A 17,358-nucleotide genomic window follows, 5' to 3' on the forward strand; every position below is an offset into this window, starting at 1 on the left:
CTATATTATATTAGTATTTATGAGGAGGTCTCAAATTGGACGAAAAATCATGCGAAATATTTAATATTTTCTCAATGCTTAGGAAGATTAATGGACTAAATAAGCAGAGAGTAGAGAGATTTGGATTGAATAATCTTGAAAGTATTATCTTATTTCATATAGACAAAATCGAAAACTTAACCCAAAAGGATTTGGTAAATAAACTTCAAATGCCCAAGCAAACTATAAATAGTATAATTTTAAATTTAAAAGAACATGATCTTATTACTATGGAGGGGTCAGAATTTGATAAACGTGTAAAAACATTGGTTTTGACAAAAAGAGGAGAAGATGAGGTAAGAAAAATAAATGAAGCCTTATCCTTATCCAACCAAAAAATATATGATGACTTGGGAGAAACAGATATAAAATTAATCAAAGAAAATCTAAATCAATTAATCGCAACTTTAGAAAATAATATAAACGAGGAGGTAATATGAACAGCTTAAAAGAATTTAATGATGCTTATTCCTATCTAAAGCAGTATTTAAATCAATATAGGAAAAACAGAATAATTTCTATGCTTATGACAGTTTTAGAAACTATTTTTGAACTTTTAATTCCTGCTGTAATGGGGATTATTTTAAATGAAGTAATTTATCAAAAAGATCCAAGCCAGGCTTTAAAATATGGTCTTATAATTATTGTTTTATCCCTATTATCTATGTTTACAGGTACAAAAGCTTCAAAAAATGCAGGTCTTACATCTACTGGACTTTCTAATAATGTTAGAAAGGCACAATTTAGACAAATTCAAGATTTTGCGTTTGAGGATTTTGAATATTTTGGAGTACCATCACTTTTAACAAGATTAACAACAGATATGCAGTCCCTATCCCAATCAACCTTTATGACAACAAGATTTATTATAAAAACTATAGTAATGGCGATAGTTTCCTTTATACTTGCCTTTAATACTAGCTCGAAATTATCAATTATATTTTTAATATTAATGCCTATATTAGTACTTATTTTATTAAGTATCACATCAAGGGCTATACCAAAGTTTAGGAAAACTCGTAAGCAATATGACAAATTAAACCAGGTTATTGAAGAAAACTTAAGCAATATGAGGGTTGTAAAAGCCTTTGTTAGAAAAAAATATGAAATAGAAAAATTTGCCGGGGCAAATGAAGAAATGTTTAAATTAGCTGATAGCTCTGAGGGATCAGTTTCTTATGTTTTCCCAACAGCCAATGCGATTTTATATGCAGCTTTTGTTGCCTTAACTTGGTTTGGTGGGATTGAAATTATAAATGGAAGACTTGGAGTAGGAGACCTTGTTTCGTTTAATATGTATGCCATGATGCTATTAGGTTCCCTAATTGGTTTATCAATGGTAGTCACCATGTTAATGGCAGCCTCTCCATCAGTAACCCGTGTAAAAGAAGTATTGACCCGTGAAATTTCTATGGATAATAGCGACAAGGTAGAAGGCCTAAGCTTAGAGGATGGATCAATTGATTTTGACAATGTAAGTTTTAAATACGAAGAAGATTCTGAAAACTATCAGCTAAAAAATATCGATTTGCATATAAAATCAGGCGAGGTAATCGGGATTTTAGGTCCAACTGGTTCAGCCAAATCAACTCTTGTCCAATTAATTCCTAGACTTTATGACATCACAGAAGGTAGCCTGAGGGTAGGTGGTCGTGACATTAAAGACTATGACTTAAAAACTTTAAGAGATGCTGTAACCATAGTTTTACAAAAAAATACCTTATTTTCAGGAACAATTATCGACAACTTAAAATGGGGAGACCCAGATGCTAGTTTTGATGAAGTAGTAGCAATGGCGCAAATTGCCCAAGCAGATGAATTTATAAAAGAAAGAAATGATGGATACGAATCAGAGCTTGGTCAAGGTGGTACAGGAGTCTCAGGTGGACAAAAACAAAGATTAACTATTGCAAGATCACTACTTAAAAAACCAAAAATATTAATCCTTGATAACTCAACAAGTGCAGTTGATACCAAAACAGAAGCTAAACTGCTAGATGGATTTAATAAACTAAATCAGGATATGACACAAATTATCATTTCTCAAAGACTTTCATCATTTGACCATGCAGATAGGATTGTTATCATGGATAATGGCCAAATATCTGATATTGGAACTGCTGATGAGCTTTATCAAAGAAATGAAATTTATAGAATGACTTATGATATACAACAAAAAGGAGGGGAAGATGAGTAAAGAAAATTTAGAAAACAAAACAAAAGAATTTGAAATGTCTACCGACAAAAAATCTCATGGTTTCGATTGGGCTTCCCTAAAAAAACTTTTTGCTTACCTATTTGAACACAAGTGGCAATTAGTAGTTGTTTTTGTATGTGTAATATTATCTGCAATCACCCAAGTTTGGGGCATTTCTATGATGCAACCTATCATAGACAATAGCATTTTAAAGGGGGATATAGACGGGCTAAAAGCTGGCGTAATAAAAATGGCCATTATTTATCTGGTTTCAGTAATAACTACATTTATTTACAATAGGCTAATGATCCGCATAGGTCAAAGATCAATTAGAAATCTAAGAAATGATTTATTTATCAAAATCCAAAAGATGCCTATAAACTTTTTTGATACAAACCAACATGGTCAAATAATGAGTAGGTTTACAAATGATACTGACATACTTTCTCAGTCACTATCATCAACATTGCCAACACTTATCAGATCGATTTTGATGATTATCGGTACAGTTGTGGTTATGATTAGCCTTTCCCCAATCCTTACTCTTGTAATGTTTTTGGGACTTGTAGTCATGGTCTTAGTTTTAAAAAATATTGTAAGCAAGACTGGAAGATTATTTAAAGAATCACAAAAAAATGTATCAATACTCCATGGTTTTGATGAAGAAATGCTGTCTGGTCAAAAAGTTATCAAAGTTTTTAATAAGGAAAATGACATAATTAATGAATTTGACCAAAAATCAGAAAACCTAAGATCATCAATGGCAGAAGCAATGGTAAATGCAGGAAAAATGATGCCATTTTTAGTAAACTCAATAAATATTATGTACGCAATACTTGCGGTAAGTGGGGTAATTCTTACTATAAATGGAAATATTACAGTTGGTATTTTAGCAACATTTTTAACAACAGCTAGACAACTTCAAGCGCCTATTTCAAATATATCCCAACAAGCAAATGCAGTATTTTCTGCAATGGCTGGAGCTAGCCGTATATTTGAAATAATCGATATGCCAATTGAAGAAGACACCGGTTATATAGAACTAGTAAATGCACGTATAGATGAAAATGGCAATGCTATTGAGTGTACAGGAGACAGATGCTATTCTTGGACATGGCTTGAAGATGGAAAGAGAGTTTATAAACAACTTGAGGGTAGAATTGACTTTGAAAATGTAGATTTTTCTTATAATGGTAAAGATAAAATCCTTAAAGATGTAACATTTTATGCAAATCCAGGTGAAAAAATCGCCTTTGTAGGCTCAACTGGAGCTGGTAAAACTACCATAACTAATGTAATAACTAGATTTTACGAAATCGATGAGGGTTCAATTAAGATTGATGGCATTGATACAAGAAATATTAAAAAAGACCATCTAAGAAAAGCTTTTGGTATGGTACTCCAAGATGTCAATTTGTTTACAGAAAATGTTAATGAAAATATCAGATACGGAAAATTAGATGCAAGCCAAGAAGAAATATTAGAATCAGCTAAACTTGCAGGAGCAAATGGATTTATAAGTAGACTGCCAGAGGGATATGAAACAGAAATTAATGGAGATGGATCATCACTTTCAGATGGACAAAACCAGTTAATATCTATATCAAGAGCAGCGATTGCAAATCCACCAATGCTTATTTTGGATGAAGCGACAAGCTCAATTGACACAACAACTGAAATAAAAGTTACAAAAGCCATGGACAAACTTATGGAAGGTTCTACTTCTATAGTTATAGCCCACAGACTTTCTACAATTCAAAATGCTGATGTAATCATGGTTATGGAGCAAGGTAGAATTATAGAAAGAGGTAGCCACGATGAATTAATCAAAAAACGCGGCACATATTATCAACTATATACTGGTGCTTTGGAACTGGACTAAAAAAAATCGCTCATTTTTGGGCGATTTTTACATAAGTTTTATATTGTTTTTACCATAATTTTACTTATAAAGTAATTAATTCGGATATATAAATAATGTAAGGACAAAGAATTTCGCAACCCTATGACTTACATAAAAAGAGCACCCTTAGGTGCTCTTTTGTGTTTTATTTTTCATTTGCCACTAATTGGCATTGGTCGTTAAAGAATCTTTTATAACCAAAACGTAAGAAGAAGAATACGCAAATGGTTACAGAACTTAAAATCGCAGTCATAATTGCAATTTGGTATCTGATGGCGATTAGGGGAGAAACACCACCTAAAATCTGACCGGTCATCATACCAGGTAGGGTAATAATTCCCATATTCTTTATTCCATTTAAACTTGGAGTAATAGCCGTATCAAAAGCATCTTGGATAATCTTATCCATAGCCATGCGAGGAGAGGCTCCAAGCATCAAGGCTCCTTCTATATTTACTCTTTTATTTTCAATTGATTTTAACATTTGATTTAGGGCAAGATTTATACCAGTCATTGAGTTTCCGATAATCATTCCCCCAAGTGGTATTAAATATTGAGGGTCATAGATTGGATTTGGTCTTACAACAAGTATTAGGAAAAATATTAGGGTAAAAATTGTACCTATAAGTTGGGAAATAACTATTGATCCTATTAAACCTTTTGATAATTGGTCCTTTTTAGTTGAAACAATATTAAAGATTGCAAAAAATTCCATTAAGAGAATCATCAGTGTTGATAAAACAATAGATGAGCTATCAAAAATATAAACTAAAACAAAACCAGCTATAAAAAGCTGTAGGGTCATCCTAATAGTGCCTATTATAAATTCTTTATTTCTATTTAGACCATTAAAGGATGTAATAACCATGGCTATAATTACAAATACATAGGTTAAAAGCATTTGGCTATTGGTCAAATTTATTACTGACTTATCCATTATAAACCCTCCCATCTACAATTTTTATAATTCGATCGCTATATTTATCTGCCATTGAGTTTGAGTGTGTGACATAAATAATAGTTTTATTTTGAGATTTAGCCATGTCGACCATTGATTCTATAACAAAATCTTCAGTGATATCATCGAGGGCAGATGAAGGCTCATCTAGCAAATAAATATCAGAATCTAAAAGCATTAGCCTTGCAATAGAAACCCTTTGTTGTTCACCACCAGATAAATTTTCGATATTTTTTTCAAGGGGTTCATCAAGACTAACTTTATCCAAGGCTTTTTCAAGCTCACTATCAGCCAGATTATCTTTACCTTGAAATTTTCTACCCATTAGTAGATTTTCACGAATGCTTCCAGGAAAGCTAACAGGACTTTGAGAAAGCATAGGAACTTTTCTCCTATATTCAACCGAGTTCATATTTGCAATATTTTCCCCATTTAGACTGATAGTCCCTGATGTTGGAGAAATTAATTTATTTATAAGTCTAAGCAAAGTAGATTTACCAGATCCACTGGGTCCTATGATACAAGTAACCTCACCGAGATTGATAGTCAGATCATCAATATCGATGATGTCCTTATATTTAACATGTTCAAATTTAAACATAATATCCTCAATTCATTTATAATATTTATCTAATATATTGTATAATAATCAGGGTAAATTGCAAGAATAGGATTTGACAAATAAACTTATAAAGATTAGAATAAATAGGTATTCAAATTTAAGAAAACATCAAATTTAAATTAAGAAAAAATCAAAAAAACTTTACAAAAGCGAATTTTAGTTGTATACTATATTAGTACATGCGGATGTGGCTCAGTGGTAGAGCATCGCCTTGCCAAGGCGAGGGTCGCGAGTTCGAATCTCGTCATCCGCTCCATTTCACGCCAAATGGCGATCGATATTTTATTATAATAGTAGAATATCAATTAATCGAAAATACCAGGTGGCGTTAATTGTTCTTACGATAGAATAATTGCTCGTTTCTTGGTTGTTTTTGTTTTTAAAAGAAGATAGTCCTTAACTAGGTAAATGGGCTCTCGTGCTTTGCACGACCATTCCATGGAGGGTCCTCACCTAGCCGGACGGGCTTGTACGGCGCCATAGCCAAGTGGTAAGGCAGAGGTCTGCAACACCTTTACCCCCAGTTCAAATCTGGGTGGCGCCTCCAAATTTCAACTCTCATTTGAATAATGAGAGTTTTTTTATTGAGGAGTTTTATGTTTATTATCAGTCACAAATCTACAAATGAATTTAAAGAATTTTTACAAAAAAATAATTTTCACTTTATTGAAACAATAGACAATCCAAATCTTGATCCTAGGATTGCTGACCATCCTGATTTGTCGATTTTTAGACTTGATGGTGAAAATATGATTGTTGATAAGAATGTTTTTAACTACTATCAAGATAAAATTTCTCATATAAATCTTATAGCTGGAGAGAGTGTGGCGGGTAAATATCCCTATGATTCTATCTATAATATTTATAAGGGATCTGACTTTTATATCCACAATGATATTAGCGAAAAAAACATATTAGCTTTTCTAAAAGATAATAGTTTTAAACATTATTTTGTAAAACAAGCTTATAGTCGTTGCTCAATAGTTCCTATGGGGGATAAAGCTTTGACAAGTGATTTTGGAATCTATAAGGCTCTTAAAGATAAAATCGACCTTGTCCTGCTAAAAAAAGAAAATATTCCCCTTGATGGCTTTGATAATGGATTTTTGGGTGGGACCTGTGGATTTTTTAATAATTGTTTGATTTTTAATGGAAATATAGAAAAATTAAATAGTTTTGAAATAATTAGAAAAGAAGCTTACAAATCTGGAATTGAGCTTTTATATCCAAAAAACTGCGACTTAATTGATACTGGATCAATTTTATTTTGCTAATAATAGATAATTATAAAAATAAAAGTATAATTATAAATATTTTTATAATTGTAGGAGTTTTATTTTGGATATTTTATTTATAGGATTTGCATTATTTTCTTTATTTTTTGGAGCGGGAAACCTAATTTTTCCGCCGTTTTTGGGCAGGACTTACGGGTCAAATTGGCTTATTGCGAGCATTGGATTTATATTAACAGGAGTAGGGCTTGCTTCAGTTGCTGTTTACTCCATGGCAAAGAAAAATGGAAATATAAAAGAATTTACAAAGATTGGTGGAGAAAAATTAGGCAATCTTATTTTATTAATAATTGCTGTTGTTATTGGACCTCTTGGGGCGATTCCACGTACCGGGGCCACTAGTGGTGAGGTTATGATAGCCTTAGGAATGAATATTTCCTATAATTTATTTATAATCTTATTTTTTTCTCTAACGTTAATATTTATACTAACTGATAACAAGGTAATTGATGTAATTGGAAAATATCTGACACCACTTTTACTAATAGTTTTATTTTTTATGATTATTGCTGGGATTTTGAATCCTATTGGAAAAGCTGAGATAAGTTCACTTAGTAAGCATTTTACTTTTACAAAATCAATAATAGAAGGCTATAACACTATGGATGCCTTGGCTGCAATTGTATTTGCTCCAATCATAATTAAATCGCTAGTTGAAAAAGGATATGGTAATGACTTAAAGAAAAAATCTATCCAGGTAATCTTAATTGCGGCAGCAGGTCTGATTTTAGTTTATCTATCACTTACATACCTTGGGGCAACTAGTACTGAATATCATCCAGAAATTAATTCTCGTGTTGAGCTTTTACTTGTCATTGCAAATACAATAATGGGTTCGTTTGGAAAATATGTCTTGGCTGCAATTATAGTTTTGGCCTGTTTTACAACTTCTGTAGGACTTACTAGTTCAATTTCAGATATGTTTACCAAAATTTTTAATGATAAAATTTCCTACAATATTACAGCGATAATAATAACAATTTGTTCAATAATACTTTCAATGGTTGGGGTTGATGGGATAATTAATTTTACACTGCCACTTTTAACCTTTGTTTATCCCTTAGTTTTGCTAATGATTATATTTAATTTGCTAAATTATGATTTTAATAAAAATCTAAGAAAAATTATATTTACTGTAACAGGAATTATTTCTTTTCTTCAGACTTTTATCATGTATGTATCAATGTTAGATCAAAACTTAGGAATTAGGATGGAAAATAATTTAGCTTGGCTACCACTGTACGATTATGGTTTTCCTTGGTTGTTGCCATTTATAATTTTATTTATAATAGGGATTTTTAAAAGAGAAAAAAGTCAAACTTTAGTCTAATATTTATTTATGTTATAATTATAAAAAAGCCTAGGAGAGAATAGATGGATATTATTAAACCTTCAACAATTGCCGGTGTAATGGAGCTACTTCCAGATAGCCAAGCAGTTTTTGACAGGATGAAAAATACAATTGAAGATACTTTTAAAGATTATGGATTTTTAGCAATAGATACACCTGTAATAGAAAAAAATGAAATCTTATTTGCAAAAGGTGGTGGAGAAACTGAAAAACAAATTTTTGAAATAGCAAGTGATTCAAAAGATATGAGCTTACGTTTTGATTTAACAGTTCCACTTGCAAGATATGTTTCAGAACACTTATCAGATCTAAATTTTCCTTTTAAACGCTACCAAATTGGCAAAGTTTACCGTGGGGAGCGTAATCAAAAGGGTAGGTACAAAGAATTTTACCAAGCTGATATTGATATTATTGGTCACAATGACCTAGCTATTTATAATGATGCATTACTTGCTAGGGTAATCTTTGAAGCCTTTAATAGAATAAATTTTCCAAATATTACCTTTCACATAAATAATAGAAAATTATTAAATGGATTTTTCAAATCTCTTGAAATTGAGGATAGCACTGAGGTTTTAAGAACTATTGATAAAAAAGATAAGATTGGAATAGATAAAACCAAGACACTTCTTACAGAAATAATTGGCGAAGATAAGGCTAATAAAACCCTAGAATTTATAAATGCAGATAATCAAAATACTGAGATTTTAGATAATTTATCAGGTTTTGCTGATAATGATTTATTTAAAGAAGGCCTGGAAGAATTAAAAACCCTTTATGATTACATGATCAAATTTGGAATAGATGATAAAAATATCAAAATAGACCTAGCTATTACTCGTGGTCTTGATTATTACACATCTACAGTTTATGAAACATTTATAAATGGTTACGAATCAATAGGTTCAGTATGTTCAGGTGGTAGATATGAAAATCTTGCTAGCAACTTTACCAAACAAAACTTACCAGGAGTTGGAATGTCAATTGGGCTTACAAGATTATTTTACCAACTTCAAGAACTTGGATTGGTTGAAGAAGAAAAATCATCAAAAATTGATTTTCTTATCCTACCAATGGATAATGAATATCATTTTTATGCAATAGATGTCCTAAAGAAGCTGAAAGACCAAGGCAAAAAGGCAGATATTTTCTTAGAAGATGGTAAATTTAAGAAAAAAATAAATTATGCAGATAAAATAAATGCAAAATATGCCGTAATAATTGGTGAAGAAGAAGTATCCAAAAATCAAGTATCCATCAAAAATATGGAAAGTGGAGAACAGTTTAATAAAAATATAGAGGAATTGGATTTTTAGGATTGATTTTATTTCCAATTCCTGATATATTGGTAATGGATAATAATTTATCAAAAATTTTTGGAGGTACATATGAGTAAATTAACAGAAACAGTACAAACTGGTGATTGGGCAAGCGAAAAACACGTACCAGAAATTGATTTTGAAAGTGTTGACAACGGCAAAGTAAGAATCAGAGCATCAGTTGGTAGTGAAATCGAACACCCAAATACTTTAGAACACCACATTGCATGGATTAAAGTTTTCTTCAAACCAGAAGGATCACAATTCCCAGTTGAAATTGCATCATCTGAATTTACAGCTCACGGCGAAGAAGATTTATTTACAGTTCCATGTGCAACAGGATACATAAAAGCAGATAAAAAAGGTACAATCTACGCTCTAAGCTACTGCAATATCCACGGCTTATGGGAAAATTCTGCAGAATTAAACTAATCTAGTTTTTAAAGTCAGGCAAGAAATTCTTGTCTGACTTTTTTTATGCAAAAAATCTCCCAAAACTAATTTACTGGGAGATTTATATTGCTATCTCTAATTGTCTTCAAATTGCTTGAAAGTTCATAAATAGGGATAAGATTTTGATAATCTTCTGGATTATTTATTTTTATATAGTCGCACAAATCTATCATCCAAACTAAAACGTATTTGTTCAAGTAAAATCCTTGGATACCATTTGCAAGAATTGATCTTCTGCCATTAATTACAATATCATTGCGGATTTTTTTGAAAAAATATGTCCAATATTTATTTGATTTTTCGTTAATAATTAATGATTCAATTAGAGTTTTCAGGGCAACTATATATTTTTCATCCATGGGATTTATATAAAAATCTATTATCCCATCAGGATTTAAAATTATATCTTCATTTGAACTTAGTTTACTATAGTCCTCAAAATATTTTTCTTTTGAAAATTCTTCAAAAAAATTCGGATAAAGTCCATAGGGAAAATTTGAATTTTTAATTGTATTTTTTAAAAATCCTAATTCTTCATTACCATTATCAAAGCAAGCTATAAATATCGGGGATAGGGTAACTAAAAGCCTTAACCTAAAATTATTTCCATCATTGGCTAAAGAAAATTTTATATAGTCTTTATGTTTTTTTATATCAATCATTATTTTGTATTACATCAAAAAATTTGCCGCCATTGGCCTTGGCCAAATCATCTGCTTTTATTTTTATACTATGGCCAACTTTACCAGCAGAAACTTTTATGAATTCGTGGTCTTTGGCGCTTTCATCAATTACAACTTCATAATCTTTTTTCATTGCCAGACTTGTTGTCGATCCTCTTTCGTAGCCGATTTTAGATTTCAGATCCTTAAGTGGTAGCATTTCAAGAGATTTTACTCCTACACATTTGCTGGCCTTTTTAAAATCTATATTTTCAGCTCCTGGTATTACAAAAATAAAAATATCTTTAGTATTTGAAATTGTTGCTAGAGTTTTATAAACCAAACTGATGTCTTGGTGAGTTTCTTCTGTAAGATCAATGGTAGATTTAAAATCTCCTTTAAAACCATAATCTATGTGTTCATAGGGAATATCTAAATTATCCAAGGCACGCATGGCATTTGTTTTTACTTCTTTTTTCATAAAAATCACTTCCTTTTTCATATTATACTCGAATATTAATCTCTTTATGGGTATAAATTTTTAAAGAATGGAGAGATATGATGAATAACGGAATTATAATTACCTATGTTTACCACTCTTGCTATACTGTGGAAACCAAAGACTTATTTATTATTTTTGATTACTACAAGGGTATTTTAGATATTCCTGAAAACAAACAAGTGGTATTTGTTTCAACCCACGCCCATAGCGACCACTACACTTCAGAAATCTTAAAAGTACCAAATATGGAGAACAAAACTTATATTTTAAGCTCAGATATTGGTAAATTGCCTTCCAATGAAAATATTATATATATAAGGGACAACAAGCTTTCTATGGACCAGTTAAAAAGCTTGTATAATTCTAAAAATGTACACTTTGTAAACAAAAATAAGACCTTTAATATAAAATTAAATAATGGAGAAAACCTAAAAATTAAAACTTTTGGTTCAACCGATAGGGGTATCTCTATTTTACTTTATGTAGATGATATGAGTATTTTCCATGCTGGTGACTTAAATTTTTGGGCTTGGCCACGCAATGACAAAGAAACCATGCAAAAAGAATATGATGATTTTATGATAGAAGTAGAAAAAATCAAAAATCAACCAGTTGATATTGCATTTTTCCCAGTAGATCCGAGGCTTGAAGAAAATTACTTTAAAGGTGGAGATATATTTATAAAAGAAGTAGAACCTCAAATATTTTTCCCAATGCATTTTGCTGACAATTTTGAAATTAGCAAGAAATTTAAAGGAGATTTTTCTTATGAAAACACGGATGTTAGGGAGATAACTAAGGAAAATCAAAAATTTGTTATAGACATAGATAACTAGAAATAATATGATATAGTTATTGAACTTAAGGAGTATTATGGAAAAGATAGCAATATTAACAGATACTGCATCTGATATAGATATAAAATTAGCAGAAGAAATGGGGATTTATCTTTTGCCTTTATATGTAAATCTGGATAGCAAGTACTATAAAGATAGAAAAGAAATTAGCCCAGATGAATTTTATACTTGGATGAAAGAGTCCGACTCTATTCCAAAAACAAGTACGGCATCACCTGGAGATTTACATGAAATTTTAGAACAAATTAAAAATGATGGCTATGAAAAAGTAATAGCAATCAGTATTGGTGCGAATTTTTCATCAACCTACAATTTATTTAATATGATGAAAATGGATGGGCTTGAAATCTATGTTTTTGATAGCGGAAACCTAACCTTATCTGAGGGAATTTTTGCAATTTATGCAAAAGAACTTGTCGATGAGGGTTATGGATTTGAGCAAATAATAGAAAAGCTCAATGCAAAAAAAGAAGATTCGAAAGTATTTTTTGCCCTAGACACTTTCAAATATTTAGTAGCTGGGGGACGTGTGCCAAGATCTTTTGGTAAAATTGGGGACGCCTTATCAGTAAAGCCAATAATAAGTATATATCCAGAAGAAAGTCATTTTAAACTTTTTAAAATAACTAGGGGTGAGAAAAAAGTTTTAAATGAATTTAAAAAAATAGCGGCAAGAGAGTTAGAAAATGTAAAAGACTATTATTTTTATATAGGCCACGGTGGTTATGAAGAAGGAATAGAAAAGTTAGAAGACATATTTTCAGATGTCATAGCTAGCGCAAGAAGAACATATAGAATTCAAATCTCACCAACCCTAGGAGCCAATACCGGACCAGGACTTTTTGGTTTTGGATTATTTAAATTAGATTAATTAAAAATACAAATTAACTATTATGAAAAAAATTGTATTAATTATTAATTGACAGGAATTAATAAAAATTAGTATAATAATATAAAATTGAAGCAAGCTGCTTATAAAGCTAGCGGATAAAACTAAATATACTTTGAAATATTCATGGCCATGGCCATGAGTATTTTTGTATACAGAGAAATATCATAATTTAGATTAAATGTATTTCATAATCAAAGGAGGGTTTATGGAAAAAATAGCTCTTATTACTGACTCGGGAGCAGATTTATCAGAGACATTTATCAGAGAAAATAATATATATGTAGCAAATTTATATGTAATAGTCGATGACCAATACTACGAAGATAGGGTGGAAATTAGTCCTGCTGACCTAGATAGAAGAAATAAAGAAAATTCATCTTTCACAGCAAAAACAACCTCGCCTGCACCGGCAGATTTTTCTAAGGTTTTTAAAAAGGTTGCTGAAGACGGTTATAAAAAAGCAATTTATGTTGGTTTAAACCCACGACTATCTTCTACTTTTTCAAATGCTGAGTTAGCAGAAAAACATGGGCTAGAAATAGCCATGGTAAATAGCGGCTCGGTTACTCTTTTAGAAGGGTTGATGGTAATCTATGCAAATGACCTTATAAAAGAGGGATTTGATTTTGAAAAAATAGTAGAAAAACTAAACAAGAATGTTGGTAACCAAAAGGCCTATGTTTGGTTTGATACTCTAAAATACTTAAAAGCAGGTGGTAGACTTGGTAAAGTTGCTAAAAGAGCCTCATCCATTCTAAATTTTAAACCAGTATTGTCTTTAGACGGCAAGGGGGATTTTGACCTTATAAAACTAAAAGTTAAAAAGGAAAAATCCTATGCTATTATAGAAGAAAAAATCAGAGAAGATTTAGCAAATGTTAAAATATACTATATGACCTATATTTCAGGAACAGACAATAGTCTACTTGAAGAAATAAAAAATAGATTAGAAAATATAGAACAAAATGCAGAACTTGCCCTAACAAGCCAATTTGGATCTGCAATATCTGCCCATGCTGGTAGTAAGGCCTATTCTGTAGGGTATTTAAAAATAGATGAATAAATCATTTGACAAAATCAAATAAAGATAGTATTATATACGACATAGACAACAAAGAAGTACCCAGATACTCACCTGCCGATATAAATTTGTAGGTTAATAATTTTTAAAGATAAGATTTAAAAATTGGAACGGGTACTTTGTGCCCGCTTTTTTTATGTAATTATACATTGGAGGTATAACTATAAAAGATTTAAGAATAAATAATGAAATTAGAGCTAACCAAGTAAGATTAATCGATGAAAATGGTAACCAAGTTGGTATTACAACTTTAAAAGATGCACAAAATCGTGCAGATGATGCAAAACTTGACCTAGTTTTGATGAGTCCAAATGCAAAACCACCTGTTACAAGAATCATGGATTATGGTAAGTACAAATACGATCAAGAAAAAAAGGAAAAAGAAAATAAGAAAAAACAAAAAAATGCTCAATTAAAAGAGACAAGATTTTCCTTAAATATCGAAGACAATGATTTACAAACCAAGGCAAATCAAACCATTAAATTCTTAAACAACGGGGATAAGGTAAAAGTTTCTATAAGATTTAGAGGTCGTGAACTTGGCCGTAAAGAACCAGGTTATGAATTGATGGATAAATTTAAAGAAATGCTAGGAGATAGCGCCGTGGTTGACAAAAAACCAAAAATGGAAGGCAGATCCCTAGTAATGTTTCTAGAACCAAAAGGAGAAGAAAATGGCAAATAAAAATAAAACAAGAAGAGCTGCTGCAAAAAGATTTAAAGTAACAGGTAGCGGAAAAATCGTAAGAAGAAAAGCGTATAAAGGTCACTTAACAGCTAAAAAATCACCAGCTAGAAAAAGAAACCTTAGAAAAGCAACATTAGTTTCAAAAGCTGATGAAAGAAATGTTAAACAATTATTAGGAATGTAATTAGGAGGCAAATAGAAAATGGCAAGAGTAAAAAGAGCAATCAACGCTAAGAAAAAACATAAAAAAGTATTAAGACAAGCAAAAGGATACTATGGTTCAAAAAGCCTTCTATATAGAACAGCCAACCAAGCTGTAATGAAATCTTTAAACTATGCTTATATTGGACGTAAACATAGAAAAAGAGATTTTAGAAAATTATGGATTGCAAGAATCAACGCTGCAGCAAGACTTAATGGTACAACATACTCAAAACTTATGGGTAACCTTAAAAAAGCAAACATTGATATCAACAGAAAAATGCTTGCAGAAATCGCTGTAGAAAATCCAGCAGAATTTAGCAAAATTGTAGAATTAGCTAACCAAAACGCTTAATGGTAATAAATTCTACATCCAATCAAAAATACAAATATATATCAAAACTAAGAAATAAAAAGTATAGGGATATAGAAGATAAATTCATTATAGAATCTAAAAAATTAGTAGAAGAGGCTATCTCTTCTGCTGATGTTGATTTTATTTTTTTATCAGAATCTAAAAAGGATTATCAAGCTAATCTTGAAAAAATAATTTTTGATGATAATCTTTTTAATAAACTATCTAACTTTAAATCTCCAGATGGATTTGCAGCAGTGGTTAAAAAGAAAAAGGAAAATGAAATCTCATCAAAAAGAGTATTACTTTTAGATGGCCTAAATGATCCAGGCAATATGGGAACTATTATCCGTTCTGCAGAAGCTTTTGGTTTTAATGACATTCTTCTAGGACCAAATACTGTTGATATATATAATGAAAAAACTTTAAGAGCCTCAATGGGCTCAATTTTTAGATTAAATATAAAACAAATAAGCTATGAAGATCTTGATTTGTTAAAAAAATCTTACAAATTGGTAGCAGCCGACATGAGCGGGTATGATATTAATAAATGTAAGATAGAGGACGATATTATCCTTGTTATAGGAAACGAAGCAAATGGTTTGTCTGATACCATAAGGTCAATGACAGATAAATTTGTGAAAATTCCTATGAAAGGGCAAATAGAATCCTTAAATGCAGCTATTGCAGCTAGCATTTTGATGAATAATCTTAGCTTATGATTCGGAAAAACTTTAGTTATTCTTTACCAGCAAGAGGAGATGATGGAAGCCCTCAAAGTTCCGGCTAAATATATTCACCGATGAAGCTTGATATGAAATTAGTAATTGATACGATTTGCTGCGTTATAAGCTATTAAGTGGGTTAATATTAACCAATTAAGGTGGTACCGCAGATAAATTCTGTCCTTTCAATAGGGCAGGATTTTTTTATTACAAAAATTGAAAGGGAAAACAATGGAAGAAAATTTAAAGCAAAGCTTAACAAAGGCCCAAAATGAAATTGAAGCTGCAAAAAGTTTAGATGAGCTTGAAAAAATAAGAATTACATACCTTGGTAAAAAAGGTGTGATGACAGATTTAAAGAAAAATATTTCAAAACTGCCAAATGAAGAAAAGCCAATGGCAGGAAAACTTATAAATGAAACTAGTACTCAAATTGAAAATGCCCTTGCTGAAAAATCTGAGCTGCTTAAAAAAGAACTATTAAAAGAAAAAATAGTTGAAGAAACAATTGATGTTACTGCTCATTTTGAAAAACATGATAGCGGACACTTAGCATTAATAAATCAAACACTAGAAGAACTTGAAACTATTTTCCAAAATATGGGCTTTGATGTTGTGGAAGGACCAGAAATAGATACTGTTAAAAAAGTTTTTGATGATCTTAATTCACCAGCAGACCACCCAGCAAGGTCAACTTCCGATACTTTTTATATAACAGATGATATATTACTTCGACCACACACTTCATCAATGCAAATTAGAGTTATGGAAGAAGGAAAATTACCAATCAAAATGGTATCAGCAGGAAGAGTATTTAGAAATGATGAGGTAGATGCCACTCACTCTCCAATGTTCCACCAATTAGAATGCTTGGTTGTAGATGAAAATGTATCAATGGCAAATTTAAAAGCAACACTCGAAACATTCATAAAAGAAATGTTTGGAGATGACATGGAGCTTAGATACCGTCCTCACCATTTTCCATTTACTGAGCCATCTCTAGAAGTCGATGCAACTTGTCCTATTTGCCGTGGTGAAGGTTGCCCAGCTTGCGGAAATACTGGTTGGTCCATGGAGCTTTTAGGTGGTGGAATGGTACATCCAAATGTACTAGAAGCTTGTGGAATCGATAGCGAAAAATATACTGGATTTGCTTTTGGTCTGGGAGTTGATAGGATTGCCATGGTTAAATATGGCCTAGATGATATCAGATTACTTTATGACAATGACAAAAGATTTTTGGAACAATTTTAGGAGAAAT

The 17,358-nt window shown here is 31.1% G+C and carries 19 protein-coding genes and 2 tRNA genes; 17 read left to right on the plus strand and 4 right to left on the minus strand.

The window, feature by feature from the left end:
* The first annotated feature begins 35 nt into the window (after positions 1 to 35).
* From ACF3NF_RS06265 to ACF3NF_RS06275, 3 genes are read left to right on the plus strand one after another with little or no spacing between them, the layout of a single operon-like run.
* The gene (locus ACF3NF_RS06265; RefSeq protein WP_394022648.1) at positions 36 to 479 is read left to right on the plus strand and encodes a MarR family winged helix-turn-helix transcriptional regulator; all 444 of its coding nucleotides are present in this window, start codon (positions 36 to 38) and stop codon (positions 477 to 479) included.
* Positions 476 to 2,236: an ABC transporter ATP-binding protein gene (locus ACF3NF_RS06270; protein ID WP_394022649.1), complete on the plus strand. Its 1,761-nt coding sequence runs from the start codon at positions 476 to 478 to the stop codon at positions 2,234 to 2,236. Before ACF3NF_RS06265 ends, ACF3NF_RS06270 begins: the two co-directional genes overlap by 4 nt.
* Positions 2,229 to 4,118, plus strand: a complete 1,890-nt coding sequence (locus tag ACF3NF_RS06275; protein ID WP_394022650.1) for an ABC transporter ATP-binding protein — start codon at positions 2,229 to 2,231, stop codon at positions 4,116 to 4,118. The genes ACF3NF_RS06270 and ACF3NF_RS06275 overlap by 8 nt, the downstream gene beginning before the upstream one ends.
* A 166-nt stretch (positions 4,119 to 4,284) precedes the next feature.
* On the opposite strand, the gene ACF3NF_RS06280 is transcribed toward ACF3NF_RS06275, so the two are convergent.
* Both ACF3NF_RS06280 and ACF3NF_RS06285 read right to left on the minus strand, forming a co-directional pair.
* Positions 4,285 to 5,076, minus strand: coding sequence for an ABC transporter permease (locus tag ACF3NF_RS06280; RefSeq protein WP_394022651.1), 792 nt, complete (start codon positions 5,074 to 5,076; stop codon positions 4,285 to 4,287).
* On the minus strand, positions 5,069 to 5,698 hold the full coding sequence (locus tag ACF3NF_RS06285; protein WP_394022652.1) for an ABC transporter ATP-binding protein: 630 nt from the start codon (positions 5,696 to 5,698) through the stop codon (positions 5,069 to 5,071). The genes ACF3NF_RS06280 and ACF3NF_RS06285 overlap by 8 nt, the downstream gene beginning before the upstream one ends.
* A 202-nt stretch (positions 5,699 to 5,900) precedes the next feature.
* Here ACF3NF_RS06285 and ACF3NF_RS06290 point away from each other — a divergent pair.
* The 6 genes from ACF3NF_RS06290 to ACF3NF_RS06315 all read left to right on the plus strand — a co-directional run bounded on the left by ACF3NF_RS06290 (position 5,901) and on the right by ACF3NF_RS06315 (position 10,113).
* Positions 5,901 to 5,975: transfer RNA gene (locus ACF3NF_RS06290), tRNA-Gly, on the plus strand.
* A gap of 217 nt (positions 5,976 to 6,192) precedes the next feature.
* Positions 6,193 to 6,266: transfer RNA gene (locus ACF3NF_RS06295), tRNA-Cys, on the plus strand.
* 49 nt (positions 6,267 to 6,315) lie between these two features.
* On the plus strand, positions 6,316 to 6,993 hold the full coding sequence (locus ACF3NF_RS06300; protein ID WP_394022653.1) for a DUF6873 family GME fold protein: 678 nt from the start codon (positions 6,316 to 6,318) through the stop codon (positions 6,991 to 6,993).
* A gap of 64 nt (positions 6,994 to 7,057) precedes the next feature.
* Complete coding sequence (gene brnQ, locus ACF3NF_RS06305) at positions 7,058 to 8,341, plus strand: branched-chain amino acid transport system II carrier protein (RefSeq protein WP_394022654.1); 1,284 nt, start codon at positions 7,058 to 7,060, stop codon at positions 8,339 to 8,341.
* Between the two features lie 44 nt (positions 8,342 to 8,385).
* Positions 8,386 to 9,678: a histidine--tRNA ligase gene (hisS, locus tag ACF3NF_RS06310; protein WP_394022655.1), complete on the plus strand. Its 1,293-nt coding sequence runs from the start codon at positions 8,386 to 8,388 to the stop codon at positions 9,676 to 9,678.
* Positions 9,679 to 9,750: 72 nt separating this feature from the next.
* Complete coding sequence (locus tag ACF3NF_RS06315; protein ID WP_394022656.1) at positions 9,751 to 10,113, plus strand: class II SORL domain-containing protein; 363 nt, start codon at positions 9,751 to 9,753, stop codon at positions 10,111 to 10,113.
* A 65-nt stretch (positions 10,114 to 10,178) separates the two neighbouring features.
* Here the strand turns inward: ACF3NF_RS06315 and ACF3NF_RS06320 are convergent, their stop codons facing one another.
* Both ACF3NF_RS06320 and ACF3NF_RS06325 read right to left on the minus strand, forming a co-directional pair.
* A complete protein-coding gene (locus ACF3NF_RS06320; RefSeq protein WP_394022657.1) occupies positions 10,179 to 10,796 on the minus strand; it encodes a hypothetical protein in 618 nt (205 codons plus the stop codon).
* Positions 10,789 to 11,277 carry an aminoacyl-tRNA deacylase gene (locus ACF3NF_RS06325; protein ID WP_394022658.1) on the minus strand — a complete coding sequence of 163 codons (489 nt, stop codon included), beginning with the start codon at positions 11,275 to 11,277 and terminating at the stop codon, positions 10,789 to 10,791. The genes ACF3NF_RS06320 and ACF3NF_RS06325 overlap by 8 nt, the downstream gene beginning before the upstream one ends.
* A gap of 77 nt (positions 11,278 to 11,354) precedes the next feature.
* On the opposite strand from ACF3NF_RS06325, the gene ACF3NF_RS06330 reads away from it, so the two are divergent.
* The 8 genes from ACF3NF_RS06330 to pheS all read left to right on the plus strand — a co-directional run bounded on the left by ACF3NF_RS06330 (position 11,355) and on the right by pheS (position 17,351).
* Positions 11,355 to 12,134, plus strand: coding sequence for an MBL fold metallo-hydrolase (locus tag ACF3NF_RS06330; protein WP_394022659.1), 780 nt, complete (start codon positions 11,355 to 11,357; stop codon positions 12,132 to 12,134).
* A 37-nt stretch (positions 12,135 to 12,171) separates the two neighbouring features.
* Entirely contained in the window at positions 12,172 to 13,026 is an 855-nt protein-coding gene (locus tag ACF3NF_RS06335; RefSeq protein ID WP_394022660.1) for a DegV family protein, read from the plus strand.
* 226 nt (positions 13,027 to 13,252) lie between these two features.
* Positions 13,253 to 14,110, plus strand: coding sequence for a DegV family protein (locus ACF3NF_RS06340; RefSeq protein WP_394022661.1), 858 nt, complete (start codon positions 13,253 to 13,255; stop codon positions 14,108 to 14,110).
* Between the two features lie 166 nt (positions 14,111 to 14,276).
* Positions 14,277 to 14,813 (plus strand): translation initiation factor IF-3, encoded by a 537-nt coding sequence (gene infC / locus ACF3NF_RS06345; RefSeq protein ID WP_394024452.1) that lies wholly within the window; start codon positions 14,277 to 14,279, stop codon positions 14,811 to 14,813.
* Positions 14,803 to 15,000: a 50S ribosomal protein L35 gene (gene rpmI / locus ACF3NF_RS06350; protein WP_262121924.1), complete on the plus strand. Its 198-nt coding sequence runs from the start codon at positions 14,803 to 14,805 to the stop codon at positions 14,998 to 15,000. The genes infC and rpmI overlap by 11 nt, the downstream gene beginning before the upstream one ends.
* Positions 15,001 to 15,018: 18 nt before the next feature.
* Positions 15,019 to 15,372 (plus strand): 50S ribosomal protein L20, encoded by a 354-nt coding sequence (rplT, locus tag ACF3NF_RS06355; protein ID WP_262121926.1) that lies wholly within the window; start codon positions 15,019 to 15,021, stop codon positions 15,370 to 15,372.
* The gene (locus ACF3NF_RS06360) at positions 15,372 to 16,094 is read left to right on the plus strand and encodes a TrmH family RNA methyltransferase (protein WP_394022662.1); all 723 of its coding nucleotides are present in this window, start codon (positions 15,372 to 15,374) and stop codon (positions 16,092 to 16,094) included. Before rplT ends, ACF3NF_RS06360 begins: the two co-directional genes overlap by 1 nt.
* A 234-nt stretch (positions 16,095 to 16,328) precedes the next feature.
* Positions 16,329 to 17,351, plus strand: a complete 1,023-nt coding sequence (pheS, locus tag ACF3NF_RS06365) for a phenylalanine--tRNA ligase subunit alpha (protein WP_394022663.1) — start codon at positions 16,329 to 16,331, stop codon at positions 17,349 to 17,351.
* Positions 17,352 to 17,358: the final 7 nt, after the last annotated feature.

This window comes from Anaerococcus martiniensis, assembly GCF_043187485.1.
Lineage (GTDB): Bacteria > Bacillota > Clostridia > Tissierellales > Peptoniphilaceae > Anaerococcus > Anaerococcus martiniensis.

Bases quoted from the DNA above. Each gene is read 5' to 3' on its own strand.
- ACF3NF_RS06270 (WP_394022649.1), top strand. From the start codon at position 476: ATGAACAGCTTAAAAGAATTTAATGATGCTTATTCCTATCTAAAGCAG.
- ACF3NF_RS06275 (WP_394022650.1), top strand. From the start codon at position 2,229: ATGAGTAAAGAAAATTTAGAAAACAAAACAAAAGAATTTGAAATGTCT.
- ACF3NF_RS06280 (WP_394022651.1), bottom strand. From the start codon at position 5,076: ATGGATAAGTCAGTAATAAATTTGACCAATAGCCAAATGCTTTTAACC.
- ACF3NF_RS06285 (WP_394022652.1), bottom strand. From the start codon at position 5,698: ATGTTTAAATTTGAACATGTTAAATATAAGGACATCATCGATATTGAT.
- ACF3NF_RS06300 (WP_394022653.1), top strand. From the start codon at position 6,316: ATGTTTATTATCAGTCACAAATCTACAAATGAATTTAAAGAATTTTTA.
- hisS (WP_394022655.1), top strand. From the start codon at position 8,386: ATGGATATTATTAAACCTTCAACAATTGCCGGTGTAATGGAGCTACTT.
- ACF3NF_RS06315 (WP_394022656.1), top strand. From the start codon at position 9,751: ATGAGTAAATTAACAGAAACAGTACAAACTGGTGATTGGGCAAGCGAA.
- ACF3NF_RS06320 (WP_394022657.1), bottom strand. From the start codon at position 10,796: ATGATTGATATAAAAAAACATAAAGACTATATAAAATTTTCTTTAGCC.
- ACF3NF_RS06325 (WP_394022658.1), bottom strand. From the start codon at position 11,277: ATGAAAAAAGAAGTAAAAACAAATGCCATGCGTGCCTTGGATAATTTA.
- ACF3NF_RS06330 (WP_394022659.1), top strand. From the start codon at position 11,355: ATGATGAATAACGGAATTATAATTACCTATGTTTACCACTCTTGCTAT.
- ACF3NF_RS06335 (WP_394022660.1), top strand. From the start codon at position 12,172: ATGGAAAAGATAGCAATATTAACAGATACTGCATCTGATATAGATATA.
- ACF3NF_RS06340 (WP_394022661.1), top strand. From the start codon at position 13,253: ATGGAAAAAATAGCTCTTATTACTGACTCGGGAGCAGATTTATCAGAG.
- rpmI (WP_262121924.1), top strand. From the start codon at position 14,803: ATGGCAAATAAAAATAAAACAAGAAGAGCTGCTGCAAAAAGATTTAAA.
- rplT (WP_262121926.1), top strand. From the start codon at position 15,019: ATGGCAAGAGTAAAAAGAGCAATCAACGCTAAGAAAAAACATAAAAAA.
- ACF3NF_RS06360 (WP_394022662.1), top strand. From the start codon at position 15,372: ATGGTAATAAATTCTACATCCAATCAAAAATACAAATATATATCAAAA.
- pheS (WP_394022663.1), top strand. From the start codon at position 16,329: ATGGAAGAAAATTTAAAGCAAAGCTTAACAAAGGCCCAAAATGAAATT.